18 protein-coding genes are annotated in these 16,754 nt (G+C 45.4%); 8 read left to right on the top strand and 10 right to left on the bottom strand.

The annotated features are described in order from the left end of the window. Positions 1-18 precede the first annotated feature (18 nt). Positions 19-1,212, bottom strand: a complete 1,194-nt coding sequence (locus B0I18_RS01775) for a serine hydrolase domain-containing protein (RefSeq protein WP_219905895.1) — start codon at positions 1,210-1,212, stop codon at positions 19-21. 318 nt (positions 1,213-1,530) lie between these two features. Between B0I18_RS01775 and B0I18_RS01770 the strand changes: the two genes are divergently transcribed. Further along, the gene (locus B0I18_RS01770) at positions 1,531-3,063 is read left to right on the top strand and encodes a SulP family inorganic anion transporter (RefSeq protein WP_106520926.1); all 1,533 of its coding nucleotides are present in this window, start codon (positions 1,531-1,533) and stop codon (positions 3,061-3,063) included. A gap of 77 nt (positions 3,064-3,140) precedes the next feature. Here the strand turns inward: B0I18_RS01770 and B0I18_RS01765 are convergent, their stop codons facing one another. Genes B0I18_RS01765 through B0I18_RS01745 form a run of 5 tightly spaced genes read right to left on the bottom strand, consistent with a single transcriptional unit; the run spans position 3,141 to position 6,235 of the window. Then, positions 3,141-3,527, bottom strand: coding sequence for a hypothetical protein (locus B0I18_RS01765; protein ID WP_146146627.1), 387 nt, complete (start codon positions 3,525-3,527; stop codon positions 3,141-3,143). Positions 3,528-3,559: 32 nt separating this feature from the next. Beyond that, the gene (locus B0I18_RS01760) at positions 3,560-4,207 is read right to left on the bottom strand and encodes a response regulator transcription factor (protein ID WP_106520924.1); all 648 of its coding nucleotides are present in this window, start codon (positions 4,205-4,207) and stop codon (positions 3,560-3,562) included. Positions 4,208-4,228: 21 nt separating this feature from the next. After that, entirely contained in the window at positions 4,229-4,990 is a 762-nt protein-coding gene (locus B0I18_RS01755; protein ID WP_106520923.1) for a sensor histidine kinase, read from the bottom strand. After that, on the bottom strand, positions 4,983-5,621 hold the full coding sequence (locus B0I18_RS01750; protein WP_106520922.1) for a hypothetical protein: 639 nt from the start codon (positions 5,619-5,621) through the stop codon (positions 4,983-4,985). Before B0I18_RS01750 ends, B0I18_RS01755 begins: the two co-directional genes overlap by 8 nt. A gap of 20 nt (positions 5,622-5,641) precedes the next feature. Next, positions 5,642-6,235: a hypothetical protein gene (locus B0I18_RS01745; protein WP_106520921.1), complete on the bottom strand. Its 594-nt coding sequence runs from the start codon at positions 6,233-6,235 to the stop codon at positions 5,642-5,644. 303 nt (positions 6,236-6,538) lie between these two features. On the opposite strand from B0I18_RS01745, the gene B0I18_RS01740 reads away from it, so the two are divergent. Beyond that, positions 6,539-7,042 (top strand): hypothetical protein, encoded by a 504-nt coding sequence (locus B0I18_RS01740; protein WP_106520920.1) that lies wholly within the window; start codon positions 6,539-6,541, stop codon positions 7,040-7,042. 359 nt (positions 7,043-7,401) lie between these two features. On the opposite strand, the gene B0I18_RS01735 is transcribed toward B0I18_RS01740, so the two are convergent. From B0I18_RS01735 to B0I18_RS01725, 3 genes are all read right to left on the bottom strand, one after another. Further along, positions 7,402-8,106: a hypothetical protein gene (locus tag B0I18_RS01735; protein WP_106520919.1), complete on the bottom strand. Its 705-nt coding sequence runs from the start codon at positions 8,104-8,106 to the stop codon at positions 7,402-7,404. A 73-nt stretch (positions 8,107-8,179) separates the two neighbouring features. Further along, positions 8,180-9,445: a hypothetical protein gene (locus B0I18_RS01730; protein ID WP_106520918.1), complete on the bottom strand. Its 1,266-nt coding sequence runs from the start codon at positions 9,443-9,445 to the stop codon at positions 8,180-8,182. Between the two features lie 12 nt (positions 9,446-9,457). Continuing rightward, on the bottom strand, positions 9,458-9,856 hold the full coding sequence (locus tag B0I18_RS01725; protein WP_106520917.1) for a hypothetical protein: 399 nt from the start codon (positions 9,854-9,856) through the stop codon (positions 9,458-9,460). A gap of 392 nt (positions 9,857-10,248) precedes the next feature. Here B0I18_RS01725 and B0I18_RS01720 point away from each other — a divergent pair, with 392 nt between their 5' ends. From B0I18_RS01720 to B0I18_RS01690, 6 genes are all read left to right on the top strand, one after another. Beyond that, on the top strand, positions 10,249-10,455 hold the full coding sequence (locus B0I18_RS01720; protein ID WP_106520916.1) for a hypothetical protein: 207 nt from the start codon (positions 10,249-10,251) through the stop codon (positions 10,453-10,455). Between the two features lie 73 nt (positions 10,456-10,528). Continuing rightward, a complete protein-coding gene (gwsG, locus tag B0I18_RS01715; RefSeq protein ID WP_106520915.1) occupies positions 10,529-11,521 on the top strand; it encodes a grasp-with-spasm system ATP-grasp peptide maturase in 993 nt (330 codons plus the stop codon). After that, a complete protein-coding gene (locus B0I18_RS01710; protein WP_106520914.1) occupies positions 11,514-11,699 on the top strand; it encodes a hypothetical protein in 186 nt (61 codons plus the stop codon). The genes gwsG and B0I18_RS01710 overlap by 8 nt, the downstream gene beginning before the upstream one ends. Positions 11,700-11,701: 2 nt before the next feature. Next, a complete protein-coding gene (gwsS, locus tag B0I18_RS01705; RefSeq protein ID WP_106520913.1) occupies positions 11,702-12,724 on the top strand; it encodes a grasp-with-spasm system SPASM domain peptide maturase in 1,023 nt (340 codons plus the stop codon). Next, complete coding sequence (locus B0I18_RS01700) at positions 12,696-13,706, top strand: DUF6624 domain-containing protein (protein ID WP_106520912.1); 1,011 nt, start codon at positions 12,696-12,698, stop codon at positions 13,704-13,706. Before gwsS ends, B0I18_RS01700 begins: the two co-directional genes overlap by 29 nt. Before the next feature lie 687 nt (positions 13,707-14,393). Beyond that, positions 14,394-14,636, top strand: coding sequence for a hypothetical protein (locus B0I18_RS01690; protein WP_106520910.1), 243 nt, complete (start codon positions 14,394-14,396; stop codon positions 14,634-14,636). A gap of 117 nt (positions 14,637-14,753) precedes the next feature. On the opposite strand, the gene B0I18_RS01685 is transcribed toward B0I18_RS01690, so the two are convergent. Continuing rightward, entirely contained in the window at positions 14,754-16,472 is a 1,719-nt protein-coding gene (locus tag B0I18_RS01685) for a T9SS type A sorting domain-containing protein (RefSeq protein ID WP_106520909.1), read from the bottom strand. Between the last annotated feature and the right edge of the window lie 282 nt (positions 16,473-16,754).

Genomic DNA, 16,754 nt, shown 5'->3' with positions numbered 1-16,754 from the left:
GTCGCTGTGTTAACTAGCTTACTTTTTAATATCCTGGTAGGGTATATAACCTTCCCACTGCCAGGGAATGCAGGTATCGCCCGTCAGGGTTTCCGCAAGCTCCTGGAATATGCTTTCGCCGCTTTCGCTGTTGGCCAGGATAATGATGGCGATGCCTTTGTCGATAAAGTCGATATTATAGTTTCTCCAGGATTCGCCATTGCCTTCCTTAAACACCGCTTTGCCATAGGGGCAGTGCAATACGCCCCAGCCCAGTCCATAAGACAGTCTTATCGCGTCGTTGGCAGTTGTCGTTTCCTGTGTAATGGGCGGGAACTGCGTTTTGGAATGGATAGCGATCTGCGCCCCGAATAGCTCCCGGTAGCTCTTTTTACTCAACCCCTTTTGTTGCATTACCTGTTCCGTAAACCGCGTATAGTCTGCAATGGTAGTTACCAGCGAGCCGCCGGCAACCGGCTTGCTGCGCTTGCGCTTGATGTCTATATCGCCATTATCGAAATGTCCGACCGCTACATTGCTGTCACCAAAATCATCGTGCCAGATATATCCCGTACGGTTCATGTGCAAAGGCCGGAACACCAGTTCTGTTGCCAATGCATCTATGTTTTTATGAGTAATTTCTTCTATCACGAATTGCAGCAGCTTAAAGCCTTCGCCTGAGTAAGCATATTTCGTACCGGGCGTAAAGTAGATTTTAAGGGGCGCCAGCGAGTCGTAAGCAGGTTTGGCCTGCGTCGGATCGAACCAGCGTACATTAGCCAGTCCCGTGGTATGGCTCAGGCACATGCGGGCCGTAATGCGTTTCCAACGTTCATCCTTGTCCAGGTCGGCAAAGTATGCATAGGCCGATATGGGTTTGCCGAGGTATTGGTGCAAGGGCTTGTCGAGGTCGATTACTTTTTGCTCTGCCAGCTTCATGACCAGGTAACCGAATACGGCCTTGCTCAACGATGCGCCGTATACGATGGTAGCCGTATCCATAGGCGCCTGCGCCGGTTTGTTTTTGAAGCCATAGGCTTTTACGAATACGGGTTTGTTGTTGTTCAGTACCGCCAGGCCGAGGCCCTGTACGCCGGCATTTTGCATCAGCCGGTTTACGGCCTCGTCGATGCCGGCAGTGCTGATCACACTGCCATCCAGTTTTTTGAGGGTTGCCTGTGCCCAGGCGCAATTGCAGGCCAGCAGGAGCAGGGCCATGATCCGGTAGCGCATCTAAGGTTGTATTTGGTTAAAGTTAGGGTATTTTATTTGTATGTAAATAATATAACGTTTCTATTGCCCGTAGTCCAAATCACTTGTAGTTTGCTGGCTGCGGTTCGCGTCAAGCCTGTATAAAGCCCTTTCCTATAAAGCAGAAAATGCGCTACTTTTGCGTCACCATGATCCGGACGCTTACATCTTCATCCGTTACGCCACCTTAGTCGTGCAGCGCTTTGCTGACCTGGCTGCCAGCTTACTATAAACGGGCCCTTGTCCTGTTACCTCCTTTCCATAACATTTGTATATTCAAAAAACTAAAAGCGTCATTTCATGAGGGCTAAGCTGAACCTGTTCGATCTCAAACAAAAAGTAAACTATAAAAATGAAATACTGGCAGGGTTTACCGTGGCCATGACCATGATGCCTGAGTCGCTTTCCTTTGCGATCCTTGCCGGTTTCCCGCCCTTAACCGGTTTATATGCCGCCTTCATTATGGGATTGGTTACTGCCGTGCTTGGCGGCCGGCCGGGGCTTATATCCGGTGGTGCGGGCGCTACGGTGATCGTGCTTATTGCCCTTATGAAAACGCATGGCATCGAATATGTATTTGCTGCAGTGGCGCTGGCCGGCCTGTTCCAGATACTCGTAGGTGTGTTTAAACTGGGTAAGTTTATCCGGCTCGTTCCGCAACCGGTTATGTATGGCTTCGTCAATGGCCTGGCTGTTGTCATCTTTATGGCGCAGCTGGAGCAGTTTAAAATTACCAGTAACGGCGTTACGTCCTGGCTCAGCGGTACGCCCCTGTATATTATGGCCGGCCTGGTAGCGCTCACTATCGCGATCGTACTTATCCTGCCGCGGTTTACCAAAGCGGTGCCGCCTTCGCTGGTGGCCATAATCGTTGTATTTCTCGTGGTGCTGGGCTTTAATATCGATACCAAAACCGTAAGCGATATTGCATCGGTAAGCGGCGGCTTCCCGCCTTTTCATGTACCCCGTATTCCCCTTACGTTAGAGACCCTGAACATCATTACACCCTATGCCGCGATCATGGCCGGCGTAGGCCTTACAGAAGGTTTGCTCACGCTGAACCTGGTTGATGAAATGACGGCGACAAAAGGCAATGGCAACCGGGAGAGTATCGCACAGGGAACGGCCAATATCCTGAACGGGTTCTTTACCGGTATGGGCGGTTGCCCCATGATCGCGCAAACCCTCGTCAACCTTGCTGCCGGGGCCAGGGCGCGTTTATCCGGCATTATTGCTTCCCTTACCATCCTGCTGATTATCCTGTTCGGCGCACCGGTTATCGGGCGTTTGCCCATGGCGGCGCTTACCGGGGTTATGATTATGGTGGCGATAGGCACTTTTGAATGGGCCAGTTTCCGGATCATCAACAAAATGCCGCGGCAGGATATCTTTATCGGTATCCTGGTAGCGGCCATTACCATTTACCTGCACAACCTGGCATTGGCGGTATTGATAGGCGTTATCATAGCCGCCCTGGTCTTCGCCTGGGACAATGCGAAACGTATCCGGGCAAAGAAGTATGTGGATGAGGCAGGGGTAAAACATTACGAACTCTATGGGCCCTTGTTCTTTGGCTCTGTTACGGCATTTCATGAGAAGTTTGATGTTGCCGGCGACCCTGCAGAAGTGATCATCGATTTCAAAGACAGCCGTGTAGCGGATATGTCGGGTATCGAAGCCTTGCATAAACTTACCGAGCGATACCGGAATGCCGGCAAGCGGCTCCAGCTGCGGCACCTGAGCGAGGATTGCAGGTTGCTGTTACAAAATGCGGCTCCGGTTATCGAGGTCAATGTGCTGGAGGATCCGCATTACCGGGTTGCTGCAGAATAATACTGTTGTGGGAATGTGGTGAAGCCTGATAATCGTGTGTCCCTTTAATGGGCAAAGGTGTTGCTGCAATCTGGTCTTTATGGCAAATGCCGTACCGCCTGTTGCGGTGATGCTGTTTTAGGTCCTGAGCCGGTATGTGGTTTACCGGTCCTGCCTGCGGAGCCTATAAAAACAAAACCCAGCACGACCAGCACACCGGCTGCAAGTTTTCCCAACCTGCCCGAAGTCTTTGCCAGTAAGGCTTTTTCAGCCTGCGATAAGGATACCGCATCCCTGTAGGTACGGCGGCTGAACTTTTGCCTTTCGATCTTTTCTATCCAGGCCCATACGCCCGGCTGCTTCGATGCCGGGTGCCGGGTATAAGTGCTGTTCAGCCGGTGGGTATCCTGCTTTGTGAACCGGAACAACAACATGCCTGCGATAATGCAGCTGATACCTGCAATAATTATGGGTAATTCATTCATCTCCTGTCTCAATATACGTTTCTTTTTATACATTACAGCTCCACGATGCCGTGTTTAACCGCGTATAAGGCAAGCCCCACCCTGTTTTTTACCGATAACTTTTCAAACAGGGCCTTGCGGTATCCGTCTACCGTTTTCGGGCTAAGGTGCATCATCCCTGCAATTTCATGATAGGTATATTCGCTGCAGGCCAGGCGCAGGAATTCGGTTTCCCTTTCGTTGAGCGGCGACAGGTTCCTGCCGTGTTCATCATATTGTTGCAGGGTACTGATCAGCCTGCCGGTAATAAAATCGGTATAATAATACCCGTTGCCCGATACGGCGGTGATGGCTTCGCCCAGTTCTTTAGGCTCTACATCTTTACTGAGGTAACCCCTGATGCCCAGCTTCAGCATGCGGATAATATACTCTTCCTTATCCATCATGGTAAGTACCAGCACCGGTATGCCGGGATAAGTCTCTTTGAGCCAGAGTACGCTGTCGAAGCCATTCATGTCCGGCATGTTAATGTCCATGATGATAACATCCGGCATCCGGTCCTGGCTGATCATTTCCTGCAGTTCCAGCCCGCTGCCGGCTTCGAACAGGATCTGTACGGGTTGCGTACAGGCCATCTGGATCAGGGAGATAATGCCCTTGCGGAAAAGTGTATGATCGTCTACGAGGCCTATGTTGAGCATGTCGTTTTAATAATCTTTGGGTTAAGTAAATTGAATGGTTACCGTTGTGCCTGCTCCCGGTTTGCTGGCAATCTTAAGGCCGGCATTGATCAGCCGGGCCCTGTTGCGCAGGTTTACCAGACCGGAACTCTCACCGGATGAGGCTTTGCCGGTATCGAACCCGATACCGTTATCCTGCAGCTCGATCACGGAGGCATCGTCTTTACAGAAGAAGCTGGCCTTCAGTTCTGTTGCCTGGCTATGCTTGATCGTATTATTGATCACCTCCTGCACCATGCGGAATACCATCAGGCTCTTTTCCTGCTGCGGCTCGGCAAAGTCGTTGGCAACCCGGAGTGTTGCGGTAAACAGGCCGGTTTTGTTGAGCTGGGAGATTTCATTTCTCGCCATTTCGAGAAAGGGCTGGTCCGGGTTTAACTTGTGCATCCCTACAGAAAGTATCTTGATATCGCGGGTAAGCCTGCGCATCAGTTTGCGGGTCTCTTCTATTTTTTCGCCGGTTTCCGGGGGTAAGGGTTCCGTATTGATCGTATTCAGGTTGATCTTGATCAGCGATGCGATCTGGCCCAGGTTGTCGTGCAGTTCCCGGCTTACGTGGTGTAATATTTCTTCCTTTATTTCCAGGTGCACATTCTGTAATTCCAGCAGGTAGCTGGTTTGCAGGAGTTCGTTTTCTTTCTTCCGTTTGCGGTAACGTACGGCTAACGATATCGAAAAGATAAACAGCAGCATTACAAACAATGCAAAGGAAAGGATACTGATGATCTGGTCACTATTATTCATAGGCAGGCGCTTCGGCTTTTAGTAACATGGCGGTCAGCAAAAGGCTGTAGTAAGTATAGTTGGAGAACAGGTGGATACTCCACACCGAACGGATCAGTTGCGGATTGGATACATAATAATTAAACAGGCCAAAGAACAGGTAGGACACCAGGTTAAACCACATCACCGCGACACAGATCATAAAATTGCTGCTCCCGAATATGTTTTTCCGTGCCGGCAGGTCCAGGAACTCGGAGAAAAGACAAAACGACCAGAACATAACCACCACGCTTTCTAGCTTGCTGAAGTTGCCCGGGAAGGTGTTTAAGGGCTGGATGAATAGCGTATTCAACACCGAAAACAAAATCAGCAGCAACCATAGGGGAAATACGGTCTTCTTCCATCCCGATTGCATATTGCGACAAAAGAAGACCGCCCATAAGGTAAACTGTACCGGCTGGTATACATGATAGACCGGGATATTATTCCGGATAGTAAGCGCCAGTATTTTGCATAACATTTCACTGCAGGCTGTTATCCCCAACAGCCATACAACAGGTTGGATCGTTCGTTGCCCCCGAAGCCGGTACAGGCCCGTGATAAAGGCAAGACTGATGATAGCGATATAAACCAGGTAATGCAGCGGGACCATAAGACTGGCTTTTTATGGTTTTAATGTTTTGACCGCCTGGCTCGCTTGAGTCGCTTGAGCTTTTTCAGTTTTTTTATTTTTTTGAGCGGTGCTGTCGAGGGCTGATTCACATATTCCTTCTGGCCTTCGGGACTTTCGAAAAACCAATCTTTACCATCCCGTTTCTCATTGGGGTCGAGCCAGTAATACTGGTCCTTTTCGCACCAACTGTTCAGGCTGTTCCTGGAGAAAAGGGGCGCACAAAGGCTGGGGCAGGGTTCCAGCGTATTCACGATGGGCTTCTTTTTCAGCTCCGGGTCACCCAGGTTGAGCCGGCCGTCTTTACCGATCGGTGCGGCAATGATATTGAGCGCGCCGGAAGCCTCCTTGCAAAAATGCAACCGGATGCCTTGTTCTGCATATTTAACCAGGAGTTCGAGGTCATCCTGGTTGATCGCAAAACTGTGCAGGATCTTCGGTTCCGATTCAGGGTCATCCTGCTGGGCGGTATAGATGTAGGGGCCATGTTCCAGGTACTTGATATGCCGGGTCCGGGCTTCCTCGAGGGATATCGGGATATTGGCCGTGGAAGACATCTGGAACACGACTTTATCCTGCTTTTTAATCTTGCTCATAGTAAGGTTATTTGTGTAGTGGGCATTGGGCTTTCAAAGTTAACTGTCTGGTGATCACCGGCAAAATGATGTAATAAAAAACAGGGTTTTTCCTGTATGCCGCTAAAAATCCTGTAGGAAAAACAGGATTTCTCATCTTGTCCGGCGGCGCGTAAGACCGGACTTTTGCCTTCGCAAGCTTGTCACAACATCAACACCGTGGAGCAGAGCCCACGTCAAAAAAAACGGACTGGCCGTAACAGTAAAAACGGGGTCTTCATCCGAAAAACCACAGGAGTAGGAAAACCAATTAAAACTATTATTATGAATCAGAATCTTGCTTTAGTTCAGGAAGGAAGTTTACATACCGATTTTGAATCCGTATTGACTGCCGTTAACTGGTGTACACCTTCCCTTATAGGTGTCAACATGTGTGTCAGCGCGTCTGCCGCCGGCGGTATTGTTGTGCTGAATCTTGTGTTTAACACGCCTTTCGGCAGTTATGCCAAATCGTTCAACGTTAATACCAACACCTGCTTTACATGGACGATACCGGTCAGCATATCCCCCAGCGCGCAGATATGTGTAAGCAACCTCAATACATCCGGTCCCAACATCAGCTTTACCCTTGGTGTTAACCTGTGCATTACGATACCGATTATCGGCAGGAAATGTGTAAACTTTTCCAACAACTTCAACATCCCCGGGTTTCAGCAACCGATGCTGCGCGGCGGTAATGTAAGTTCGGAAGACCTGTCCACCCTGTTCCTGTTGCTGGCACATGAAGCCGGCGCCGGCGCAGAAGGGAAACAATGCAATTGCCATTAATGCCGGTTCGTTCGATGAAATATTAAGGAGGATCATCTTACTGTTCCGGTATCTATACCAAAGCAGCCGGCTGTGTGCTGCATGGGAAATACACAGCAGAACCAATGTCCATAGCGAGCGCCGGAAGTCTTTTATACAAGGACTTCTGGCGTTCCAGTTTGTGCAGGGACAATAGGCGGGTATATTCATCTTCAACCGTCCCCTCGCTGCTACCTGAATAGACAGCCTGTTCCCGGTCTTATCTTCGCTATACATCGTAGTGAAAATAAAAAGCCCTTCCGGCATCTATGCGGAAGGGCTTTTCCTGATCTTTTTTCGCTTGAAATATAGGACAGCTGTTGCCTGTAGCGCAGGTATGCTTACTTCAGTTTTTCCTGTAACCCTTTATACTGTTTAACCCGGGCGTCCTGCTCATCATAGCCTTTCACATTTTTCCCTTTGTAGCTGTCCCGTTTATGGGCATGTAAATGCTCCAGCAGGGATATGGATTTTTTGTACAGGCTATTTTCCGTATCGCTTTTTACCGCTTTATCCTTTAAGCTTACATATACTTTCGTAAAACAAGCTATTGCTTCATCCAGCCGCACATCGGCTAAAGGCTCCAGCGTAGCGTTGATCTTTTTATAATGATCCAGCTGTTCTTTAAAGGCAGCATCGCTTGCCGCTTTTTTTTGCGGGTCCTTTTCTGCCACCCTTTCGGCGGTTAAGGTTTTCACCCGGGCATTATTCGTAAAAACGGAATCTGCCAGCTCTGTCCATTTACTATATGCAACGGTGCCCATATTAAAAGAAGCGGCGACATCGCCGGGTTGCCTGAGCCCCGCCTCTTTAAAGGCTTCGAAGGCTTTGTCGCGGTACATAGCGGCTGCTGTACGGTCCATGATCCGGCTATCCCGGAACAGTTCGCCATACTTCATTGCAGCCTCATAACTAAGCGTGCCGGCTTTTCGTTCGGCTTCGTATTGCGCCAGGTCTTTTTCCAGGTTTGGTTTTTCGTGTTGTGCATGTGCAGGTGCCAGCTTCAGGAGCGCCAGGGAGCACAGCAGGCATTTCAGTAATTTCATAGTGTGTTTGTTTTGGCCGCGTAAAAGAACAAAAAAATCCGGATCCGGTATGTATGCCGCTTATTATTTAATCCTACCAGCCCGATTTTCCCAGCCATTTATTATTGTTCCAGGCCGGAATTTTTTGCAGACCGGTGGCCGCCGTTTTAAAGAAGATATAAACAAAGGGAATTTCCAGTTGCATCCAAAGCCTGTCGAGCGAGGTGGCCAATTGCCATTCCAGCGAAAAGTCAAAGAACACAAACAACGACATATACAACAGGAAAGCCAGGAACACCACCAGCATAGACCGGTCTAGCCTGCGCAACAACAGCATCAGCGCCACCTGGACAACAAGGGCATAAGGCAATAGCGCAAATTGTTCGCGGGCGAGCCTGTTCGAAAAGTCGAAAATGATCCGGTAACGTGCACCATCGAAAAAGTTCAGGAAGTTCGCGAGGGTGAAATGCGTTGCACCAAAGTTGCGGGGTGCAAAAAAGAGTTTAAATACCAATAGCGCCGCCAACGGGATCGCCATGCCGGCAAATACAAGCCTGTTCTTACGTTGCAACAGTGTTGGCGCAAATACCAGCAGCACCGGTATTACGAACAGCCAGCCTTCGTTTTTGGTCCATAAAACGGTTGCCAGGAAAAAGCCCGAGAGGAAAGCCGTGATTTTTACCGGCCCTGCCTGCTGTTGCAATTGTTCTATACAAACGAGGCTGCACAGGTAAAACAGGCCCAGCAAAACATCGGCGTATTGCGCCATCCCGCATTGCAGGAATGCCCGGTGTTGTATAAACACGATAAAGGCCAGCAGGGCCATCAGGCGACTGCGTCCGCTCAGCTCAAAGTATACGATAGCCGGGATAGCGATTGTTGCAAATAAAGCAGCCAGGTAAGGTACCGTTGCATCGAAATGAGCGGTGTGTACCCAGATCGCGGCAATAAATGCGGGCAGGTTAAGCGGGTAGTCGGGCGAGTTCCAGAACATGGCCGGGTCCAGCATCAGCGTCCAGGTGTCGCTGCTGGTCAGGAACCGGGCGTGCGTATTCCACATGGCCCAGGCGTCCCATTGCCCGTGTACCAGGGCAAAAGGTTGTGCTTTGTTCCATAACAACAAAGATAAAACGAGCCATAGTATAAGGTCCGCATAATCCCATAGGGGTGTGGTACGCTCCGGCGATGGCTTAAAATATCCCGATCTGTAAACCAGTACCAGGCTGGCCAAAAGCAGCGCCAGGTCGGCCGGCAGTACCCAGCGCCCGTCGATATGCAGGCAAAGCGCAAAGAAGTACAACGTGCTTATCAGGCAGAAGTGCAGGCACAGCAATAAGATAGGCAGGGACTTTAGCCGCATAAGTATATATTTCTAGAGCTGCTTTCCAAGAAAGTAATTGTATTGTGCATCCGTATGTTGCCAGATGATCTGCAAGTCGTTTTTAGGGAAATATTTTTGAAACTCGTTGTTGTTACAAATCAGCAATAGGGTATCGCCTGGCCGGGGTGCGTCCTTCCGGGATTCCAACAGGTAAGTTGGGGCCATCAGTTGTGTAGCTACGAAATAGTAATGGTAGTTCTCCGCGAAGTCCAGGCCTTTATAAAAAACACGTTGTCCCGGATGCAGGAAAGCGAAAGCCGGGCGGATACTTTCTTCGAGCCGGGTAACGATATCCGACGACCGGCCTTCCCTGATTTTCTTCCACTGGGCAATATTCCCGATGCACAGTATGCCGCAGAAGCAAAAGATCGTAAGCAGGAATCGAAGCATACCGGGAGCGTGGGGTTATATAATGTCAGGGGTAGATAACTACCCGGTTGCGAAAATAGGAAACTTTGCTTCGTGAATAAGTAGGAAGCGGGTAAATAAGGTGCTTGTGTGTAGATCTTAAGAAATAATAATTTTAAACATAAAATAATATTTTTATCTTATTTTCGTTAAATGTATTAGTAGCCCCGGGGAAAAGCTAATTGTGCCCAACCGGTAGAATGATTGCTTATGCTGATTTAAATATGAGGTTCATCATGCCGACCTGTTATAAAATATTTTCTGGCCAAAAAATGCGGGCTTACTCCTTAATTGACCCAAAGAAAAAGTAAAAAAGGAAAGCGCTTTAACCCATACGCGATTAAGGGATTATTAATTAAACAAGCTACTCTATCATGAAAGAAGTCAAAAGTGCTAAACTCAGCGATTTATTTATGGAGTTCGAATCCAAAATTATACCGGTACAAAAGTTGAGAGCCATAAATGGCGGAACAGGAAGCACGGCGGATACCAGTTCCACTAGAAATGGGGCCTCGCAAACGGATGATTGTGAAACAGACCCAAATGATACTATTGTTATCAAAAAACCTGTTGTGGTATAACACAAGGGGACTCGTAGAAACTGGTGAGGCTATTTATTATAGCCTCACCTAAAACAATATCAAATCAAAAGAAATGATCTTAATAGTTTCTGACCACACAGATACATCCACATCAGTTGTAATTAATTGGATAGAGAGTAAAGGAAAGGCTTGGATACGTTTAAATGATTTCGATTTTGAGTCGAATGGAGTAGACTTCATTTATTCAGACTCTTCCTCATCTTCTCAAGGATTATTCAGCCTTGTCATCAATGGGCAAGAAATAAATAGTAATCAAATTAGAAAAATATGGTACAGGCGCTTTTTTGCCTCCGTAGCTATAAATATTACTTCTGCAAATGAAGAAAGAGCGGCTATGAAAGCCAAAGTAGAAGGCTTTGTCGTGAATGAAAAACATTCCCTAAAAAATGTTCTTGCAAACACTGTACCTGATGAATCAAAATGGCTTAACCGACCTGTTAATAGCAATATCAATAAAATTGATCAATTAGTTGCTGCAAAGAAACTAGGCTTCGATATACCTGGTCATATGATAACAAACAACAAAAAACATCTGATCTCATTCAAGCAGAAATGCGGCAAAATTATAGTTAAACCTCTTTACAATATAAGATCGATTTCCATTCGACACAAAACATACGTTCCTTTCACCAGTTTAATTTCTGAAACCTTTATTGAGAAATTAGGAGAGCATTTCTTCCCGTCGTTCTTTCAGGAATATATTGAGAAGCAATACGAGATAAGAACCTTCTATTTAAATGGGATTTGTTATTCTATGGCAATGTTTTCCCAAAGGAATGACAAAACCACGATTGATTTCAGAAACTATGATAACAATAGACCTAACAGAAGAGTTCCCTATAAACTACCTTCCGATATAGAGGTGAGAATTGATACGTTTATGAAAGCAATGGGGCTTAATTCCGGTTCATTGGATTTTATCTATGCGACTAATGGGAAATATTACTTTTTAGAAGTGAATCCTGTCGGTCAATTTGGGATGGTCTCATATCCCTGCAATTATTATTTAGAAGAAAAAATTTCAAACTTTCTAATGCATGAATAAATTAATTGAAATTTTAGTAGAGGAAGAGAAAAACTCACTGGAGCATATTCCATTGTCTTATATACTCGCCACCGAAGTTGCGGATGAACCTTTGTTGCCGGTTGTTTACAGAATAGACACGCATGGCTATGTGCAAATACAGAAAGATTATTTTAAACACATTTCAAGAGTCTATTAATTATGACCTTTAACAATAATGAGTTTTTTCTTTTGTTTTCAAATTGCTTTTTAGTAAAGGGGCCGGTTCAATCTACTATATGTGATGTTTATTTGAACAGATACAAGATAATACCCAATTTGCTTTACGATATCTTAATGGAGTTGAAAAATAGCCCTGTAAATTTAATTCTTAAACAGAACGAAGAAGAAAAAGAAGGCATACTATTATATATATCCAGATTATTAGAGGACGAGTGGGGGCATATTTCCCCTAATAAGGAGCTGTTTCCCCCAATTGAAGAACGATGGGAACATCCATTCTTATTGACAAATGCAATACTGGATTACGACAAAGAAAGCACCTACAATATTCTCTCCGCAATTGAAAAAATCGACAAGTTCAAAGTCGAAGCCCTGCAAATTCGATTGTTTGATAGTGTACCCTTTTCATTTATAGAAGCTTTATATAGCCAGGTATCTAAAACTTCTATAGAATATGTAGCGTTGCTCATTCCGTATAGTGATGGCTGCGAAGAATTTATAAATAGTCTACACTCCAAATTTTCTAGAATTCAAAAAGTAACTTTTCATTCGTCTCCTTTAGAGAAGATTGTTGAAGTGAAAAACGCAATAACCTATTTTTCTACTCATGTTTTTATCCTTACACCTGTAAAGGATAAAACTTGTTGTGGGGTTATCAACCCGGAATATTTCAATTCGAATATTCATTTTTACATGGAGACATTGAAGTTTAATAACTGTTTGAATAAGAAAATAGGGGTTGATGTAACTGGTTATATTAGAAACTGTCCCTCATCAGAAACAACATTCGGAAGCATTGATGATACAGATATTTACGATGTTGTTTGCAATAATCATTTTACCAAATTCTGGCATATCAAAAAAGAAGAGATTGAAACGTGTAGCGTGTGCGAATTTCGGATGATATGCCCGGACTGTAGAGTATATATCGAAAATCCTTCAGACATATTTTCAAAGCCTCAAAAATGCTCCTATGATCCTTATACTGCTACATGGAACTAAAATTATAAATAGATTATCGATTCTAATTGTTCTTATATTGGGTGTTTTAAATAAGTCGGATGGGCAAACATTAAGCCCCCTTTTTTCAAAGCAAGAAATTAACACCCTTTGCCAAATCGACTCATGCTACAATAGTGGGAAGTATAACGCAGTAATTCAACTATCTGACCAAATCATTGATAGTGGATATGCTTCAAAATATGATTATGAGTTGTATGTGCGACTATTTTACAGCGCTTACACAAAGGATAAAAACAATGCTTACAGATATATTCGAACTGCCCTGGTGAGGGGATTGAATAATATAGAAGGCTATAATGTTTGGGATTTTTTGATTTTCGACTCCATCAGAAACAATATCATAAAAGAGGCGTTCAATCAAAATTCAGGCCATAAAAACGACATGGATTTGATAGCACAAATAGCAAATCATTTTACGCAGGATTCACTTTTAAGGAGCGTGAATATACCATATCTGGATTCCCTGAAAAATAAGGATACAGTTAGATATAATCAGCATTATTTAGCCCTGAGACATAGCGATAGCATCAATTCTATTTTCGTTGAAAAGGTGCTTTTTCAATACAAAACTTGGCCCGGCTACGCTTTGGTTGGGAAAGATGGTGATCGTAAGTTTTGGTTGCTATTGCAACATTCAGATGAAAATGTACCCTTGCAAATACTAGGATTGAAGATGATGGAGACAAGTGTAATTACACACAATACCAATAGGCGAAATTATGCCTACTTGTATGATAGGATTTGTGTAAATACAGGTAGGAAACAACTATTCGGCACACAATTTTCCAAACATGAATTTGACTCCTTATCAGGAAAGCATGAAATGATACTTCATCCCTTGGAAGACCCGCTAAACTTAAATTGTTATAGGCATTGCATGAAATTGGAAAATATCGACACCTATAAGGAAAGTGCTGAAAATCATTTTTTCAATAAAGAAAAGCAGTCTCTAAAAAATTGAAGTACAAAAGGCCCTTATTATTTGAAAGCTTCAATTTCAGCTAGATCGTCGTATAAAAGGTTCGAACATGGGCACATTCTCCCACAGAAAGAGACAAAAAGAAATGGTCGAATACATTTGTATGGTGTCTCTTTTGTACGCCTTTTAACGCTTTTGTTTGCTTACAATATCCCATTGCTTATGATGGTATCCGCAAGGAACCGCCAATCAATTTCCTGTTGCGTTACCATTGGATTTGAACCTTGTCGAAAGACCTGCAACGTTTAAACACTTATTATAAGATCGATACGGTTATTCTCATTTTGCTACAGTTAATCATTGGTTGTTGGGGCCAATGGGACCTTTGGATAACTTGCAAATATTGCTGAATAGCCATCCCAAGGCATTGCTTTATTGCTAAAGACAGGGAAGGGTAAAACTAAAACAATGTATCATGAAAAAAATGAAAATCAGGAGCAACAAGTTGAACCTCCAAAAGAAAACGATTTTGGCTTTAGACAGTGGCAACCACATCTTAGGTGGCGCTAATTCCGGATTTTTGTCGTGTGTAACAAGCTTAAATCCGCCCCCGCCGCCTCCCAAGTATACAACGCCACAAGACACGATTTGCGCGATCTTTACCCGCGTACCAAGCCTTCCCTGCAATGGATAGTGCACTTTGTTTGATCTGATTAAAGAACCGGTCCCATGGTACAGGATTTCTATGCGGCATTTCAGTTCGATGGTATTGGCAACGATACCACGATCAATACGATTGACATAGACGGTGTAAATATGGTGGCTATACAGGCGTTGGAGTTCCGCAGCCAGAAACTGCAAGCGGAAACGAAACGCTTAAAACCCGTACTGCTGCCGGAAGGGAGACAGGCAGGTGCAACTGCTGGAAATTTTTGTGTAGTAGCTACAGCAAATGATCCGCAGGTTGATTGAATTCGAAAAAAAACGGTTGGATCACCATTTGCAAAACAAATAATGATCCAACTTTTTTTTGATCAAAAATGCAATGCTTTCCCGGAGGGTTCTATTGCTGGTCCTTTAAAGCGAAACTTATCGCTTTATGATTTTACTGGTGCCGATCTTTTGCTTGTCTACAGTGGAGGTGAGGATATAGGCGCCTGGTGCCAAATGATCCAGTCCCGGCACTTCTAACAGGTGTATCCCTTTACCAACGGTTAATTCCCGCTGCCATACGTTGCGGCCGCTTATGTCCGTAAGTGCCAGGTTTACCTTGCCGTTTTGCGGCAGGGTTACCGAAATACTGAGCCTGTTGCTGAAAGGGTTAGGGAATGCGTTGACCTTGATTTGCTCCAGTTCTGCAGCAGTAATCCCGGTGGTGTTGTTATTGCCGGGCCTGAAACGGGTATCGCCCCAGTTATGAAAAGCATGGTGCAACTGGTAATCACCGGTAGCCGGGTCTATATCATAATAGGTAGCATATAAAAAATTAGGCACAGATTTAATACCAATTTTGCTTAGGGTTATTCCGGGTATAAAACCGGCAGGCATAGTGGGCGTTTGTCCGTTAGGCAGGAGCAGGAAGTCAGGGTCGCTGGTTAAGGTGGTGCCGTTCTCATCCATTTCAGCAGCGATATAACCGTTGAATCCCGCATGATCGGTAGCATACCAGGATACCATAATCCGGTTGGGCGGCGCAGGGGCAGTTACCGGGGCGCCGAAACCATAATTCAGCGAAGGGCTGAATAATTGGTAAACGCCGCTGAAAGTGGGATCCAATGGATTGCTGTTCGCTAATGTGCCCAAGGTAACAATGGCGGTTTGTCCGCTGCTCGGTAGTGCGGGGTTCTTATGACGTACGAATATTTGATTACCATCTGTATAGGTATAGGCCCAACTGCTCCCGTTGTCGGAGAAATCAGCACAATCGAGTACAAATTTAGAGTCCGGGGGAAGGGGGCCTGCGTAGTTGTTGTCGTTTGATGTCGGGAGTACAGTTGTAGGCGACACTGCGGCAGCAAGGGCGGCCATATTTACCGAAGACTCTACAACATATAAACCATTCGGGTATACAAAATGAACAAACTCTGTAGATACGCCGGTGATCGTGTTGGTGACCCTGTTAAGGGCAATATCAAACATCGTTTTGGTTCCTGTGCCGCTTAGGGTTGAGACGGCGCTCCAGGTATTTGCTCCTTTGTGCACCATCGTTTGTATGCCTACTCCAGGGTTAATCCAGGCTACTGCACACTTTGTTACTTCCCGGCAATCCAGCCTGATCCGGCCATAAGCCGGCGAATTGGAAAGTATTTTTTGTTCGATAAGTTGTAGCGGGTTACCGGCAGGCCCGTTAAAATTGTAAATGTCGAGTCTGTGTCCCTGGCCGGGAACGTAATAGGCGACCAGTATACTCGTGTAAGCCGAAGAGGAAAAATAGTTACCCACGCATCCCACTTCCAGGTCTCTTACATTATTATAGGAGAGGGAACCTTGCCAGAAAATATTGGAAGGGTTGCCGAATTGGGTTAATAGTATAGAGACTTCACTGTTTCCTCCCGGACTTGGATTATTCCAGCCGGAAACGTAGAGATCAGGATTACTGGGCAGGCCCATCGCGGCCAATGGAATATTTACATACGAGGCTGCTACAGAATAAGCCGAGGTACTTTGCAATTGATTGAGCCCGGGATTCGGAACCGTATACTCAACCGTATTGGTACTGGGAGGAATAAAATTTTGCGCAGCAACGAAGGCTGCCGGCGTCGCCAGGAGCAGCGAGGCATAAACAATTTTGGAAATAGATCGTAACATAAAGGAAGTTTGTTTTGTTCCTATGAAGGTATTATTACCCTGGAAACGGACCAGCCTTTAGTTGATATAATGGCAAAAATTATTTATAAATTGTATTGTATATTTTATTTTATATTTATAAATAGCGACAATAACACATGTGTTGTTGAAAGATGTTTTTACTGCCAAATGTAATCTTATTGATTTAGTTTGAATTTTGAGTTTCAAAAAAAATGATCATTAATATTTTATAAAGCGTCTTGGAAGTGGTTTTCATCAGCCCTATTGGATAGATAACCAGTG

The sequence above is a fragment of the Taibaiella chishuiensis genome (assembly GCF_003014535.1).
GTDB lineage: Bacteria > Bacteroidota > Bacteroidia > Chitinophagales > Chitinophagaceae > Taibaiella > Taibaiella chishuiensis.
Note: the sequence above shows the minus strand (reverse complement) of the source record. Positions and strands in the feature narration are given on the sequence as shown.